The sequence below is a fragment of the Mediterraneibacter agrestimuris genome (genome assembly GCF_943193195.1).
Classification (GTDB): domain Bacteria; phylum Bacillota; class Clostridia; order Lachnospirales; family Lachnospiraceae; genus Schaedlerella; species Schaedlerella agrestimuris.
The window spans coordinates 1-3,374 of sequence record NZ_CALPDG010000096.1 but is presented as its reverse complement, the minus strand read 5'-3'; the positions used below and the strand labels follow the sequence as shown (position 1 = coordinate 3,374).

3 protein-coding genes are annotated in these 3,374 nt (G+C 45.6%); all 3 read right to left on the bottom strand.

What is annotated here, in order from left to right:
• Window positions 1-111 precede the first annotated feature (111 nt).
• Complete coding sequence (locus tag NFS18_RS19095) at window positions 112-1,740, bottom strand: ArdC-like ssDNA-binding domain-containing protein (protein ID WP_251393131.1); 1,629 nt, start codon at window positions 1,738-1,740, stop codon at window positions 112-114.
• A 140-nt stretch (window positions 1,741-1,880) separates the two neighbouring features.
• Window positions 1,881-2,825 (bottom strand): Rpn family recombination-promoting nuclease/putative transposase, encoded by a 945-nt coding sequence (locus NFS18_RS19090; RefSeq protein WP_251393127.1) that lies wholly within the window; start codon window positions 2,823-2,825, stop codon window positions 1,881-1,883.
• Between the two features lie 159 nt (window positions 2,826-2,984).
• Window positions 2,985-3,140 (bottom strand): hypothetical protein, encoded by a 156-nt coding sequence (locus tag NFS18_RS19085; protein ID WP_251393125.1) that lies wholly within the window; start codon window positions 3,138-3,140, stop codon window positions 2,985-2,987.
• Window positions 3,141-3,374: the final 234 nt, after the last annotated feature.

Genomic DNA, 3,374 nt, shown 5'->3' with positions numbered 1-3,374 from the left:
TTTCCGGATAAAAACTATCTATACATAACGTACTGTGTGAACCTGGCATTTGACAGCCTCCTCATCTCGTTTGATATGTTAAGTATACTACATATTTGATAATATAGGAAACTACAAAACGGTTAATTGCGGAAGAACCCCAAGCTTGATAATAATCATAAGATTACGCTCATCATCGGAAAAAGCGGTTTTGGCAAACTCTAACCGGTTGATGATGCCCTCCGCCTGCTTTACCGGGGAAAGATTGTGTTTCATTGTTACCTCTTTTTTATCCAGGTCAATCTCAAAGTCATTAAACTGCGGAATCATGGAATTTCTGCCGCCGCCCACAATGATAGGGATATAGTCAGCCTCACAGCTTTTCAGGCAATCACGGATATTTTGTATATTCTTATCTTCCAGCTTTGTAAGCGCAGCCATGATCTCCTGCACTTCCTCCGGTGTCTTGTTGGTAATGCGCTCTACCTCAAAACCGTGGGAATGTGTAATTTTCAGCATCACATCATCCGCCCCAATAGGCTCCTTCGCCCTCTCGTTCAGTTCCATTTCCACTTTTACATCAATGACTTCGTTTGTGTCCGTATTATATCGGACATCAAGGCGGTGTTCCCCAAACTCTTTTGTATCCTGATTGGCAATCTCCGTCGTCCATGCACCCCTGCTCTCCAGGTATGCGGTAGCATTGCGTCTGTCATTGTCATTCATGGCAGAGAGGGATTCCAGAACCTCTGCAGCATCCATTCCCCGGACATTTACAAGGCTGTACTCGGACAGATCGCTGTTCTGTATCAGCAAAAGGCTCTCTTTCTCCTGCCCCTGCATCAGTTCCCGGTCACGCTGCAATTCCCGAAGCTGCCCCTCAATGCCCGTGATAAGCTCTGATGCCGTCCTGCGGATTGTGTCAAGGGAAGATTTCAGTTCTCTCATGTCACGCCCCGATGACCACCCGGCAATATACCCGAAAGAATACTCCGAGGTATCTATGCCGAAATGCCGGCATACCGTGTAGGCAATGCTTTCGGCTTCCACCTCTTTAGTGTTCCTGTCTTTTGCGGGCGCAAGAATATCCTTGTTGACCTCCCTGTCATGCAGCATGGAATGGGCGGTTTCATGCACCATCGTCTTTAAAGTCTGGCTCTCACTCATGCCCTCCTGCACCGCAATCCACTTTTCTGTGGGGCGGAAAAAGCCTTTGGAATCTCCGGGAATATCTTCAAAACTGATTGGAACCGGGGCAACAAAGGTAATCGCCCTGATAAAGTCCTCATAGCCCTCCACCGTGGACAAAAGCTCTTTTGCCTCCAGTTCCGGGATTGGCTCCCCGTCCGTCTGCGATACGTCAAACACGGACACGGCACGGAAAGCGGGGATTTTTATCTCCACTTCCTCTGTCTGCGGCATACCGTCCTTATCCAGCACGACCTCCCCGGTCACAGGGTCTAATTTATCCCGTTCCTTTTTGATCTTATAAGGGGCAGGGGCAAGGATACGGATTCCCCTCTCCCCCTTGTTCACATGACGGTTGAAATTCCTCTGCCATGCCTGGTAGCCTGCGACTAAGGTTGCGTCAGGGCGCTGTAAGGCTATCAGGAGCGTGTTGTTAAAACTGTAATTATGGAATTTTGACATGGTGGAGAGGTAGTTTTTGTATTTTTCGCTCTCAAAAAGTTCTTTTAACCCCTCCTCCAGCTTGTCAGTAATCTCCTTTACTTTCTGTTTTTCTGTTTTTGCGTCTGCCATATCTATTTTCCTTTCTTCGCACGAAAAAAAGACAATCTGTTAGGACTGTCTTTCTTCCCGAAAACAGAAAAAGCAGCGAATTGTTTTCTTATACAAAAACAAATCACTGCTTTACCGCTTGTGTTATTTAGTTACTGTGATTATGCCAGTACAGGCTCTATTTTTCTAATGACAGCCTCTACTTCTTCAATCGTCTTTTCCACACATTCTGCTATCTGCTCCAATGTATAACCTTTCCTGTGCATATTTAAAATAATTTTTTCTTCTCTCTCTGCCCCGCCTTTTTCCTTAATCCCCTGTGACAAATTACACATGGCACTCACGTCCTCTCTTATTCTATTATCTACCACAATACTATACTCTTTTTCAATGATCCCTAATTTTTCATCAACGGTCAGCTCCATTGAAAGCAACGTACTCAGCAGACGGTGCAACTCATACTTCTCATCATGCTCCGGAAGTTCATTTGCTATACCGATCAGGACTATATTCAGCAGGTCAAGCCTGCCTTTCCACGGATAAGAACCTAACAGCTTATCATCCGTCAGATGCACATAATCCATACTGTTCTCGTCCATGCCCATACATACCCAAATCGAGAAAACACGTTTTATGTCATTGTAATTTGTCTTAACAAAATCCCGCTCCTTCTGCGAGGAAACAAGGCGGCTCACATAGAAAACTGCCCTGTTCAGGATATGGTAGCTTGTCGGTTCATCCTTCTGTCCTTCGACGTTCACGATAACCTGCGAGATACCATCTTTCATCCGCACATAAAAGATAATATCAAACCGTATAAGCCCCTCGTTTATCTCCGCATTTTCCGTATTCATTCCGACAATGCGCTGCCCGTTTTCTTCTTTTTCCACATTGGTCAGCCCCGGTTCCACCGGAACCACGCTGATAAACGGCTCTCCTTCAATATAGGACACCACATCTTTCGGGTTCATTCCCTTAAACTCATCAACCGTCTTTACCAGAATATGCGCCAGAATGATTTTATTTCCCAACAGGCGTTTTGCCTTATCATCATATTGTGCGTCCTGGTCTGTTGCACTGACCGCATTTTTTATTTCCGTATCCATCAGCCATAAACCTCCTTTTCATATGGTAGGAAACGCAAAAGCCATTCCCAAAAGGTATATGACCTCAATGCCATTATACCCCGAAATCCCGGCTAAATCAATCGGAACTTTTTAATTGCAGCCCGGACAATGGTTGAAATTTGATTGTTTTTTTGATTGTTACAGCGTTTCCTCCTTCCTTTTCGCTTTCTCCGTATCTGCCCTGCCTGCTCCAGATACCTGTGCCTTGTATGCCGCCAGCTTCTCTTTTAACGATGCCCTCTGCACAGGCTTGTCAGCCATTGCCGCCGCAGTTCTCAGCCCGCCATTCCCCACGGCATAGTCATGCCTTGCATTTTCTACCGGATACGGTACCGGTGCATCAGCGGCTTTTTCGCCTGTTTCCGGTTGTTCAGAAATGTTTTCCGTCTGATCTGGCTTCTGGACATCATCGAGCTGTTGACAAACCTCCTAATTTCGTAAATGTCACAAAATATCATGATAAAAATCCAGCAAAGATAGCAGAAATATTCCAAAGAAAAAGGTCATGGTTCTCTATGCCATGGCCTT

What these genes read in the sequence shown, in the direction of transcription:
- NFS18_RS19090 (WP_251393127.1), bottom strand. Translation starts at nt 2,825, where the DNA reads ATGGATACGGAAATAAAAAATGCGGTCAGTGCAACAGACCAGGACGCA.
- NFS18_RS19095 (WP_251393131.1), bottom strand. Translation starts at nt 1,740, where the DNA reads ATGGCAGACGCAAAAACAGAAAAACAGAAAGTAAAGGAGATTACTGAC.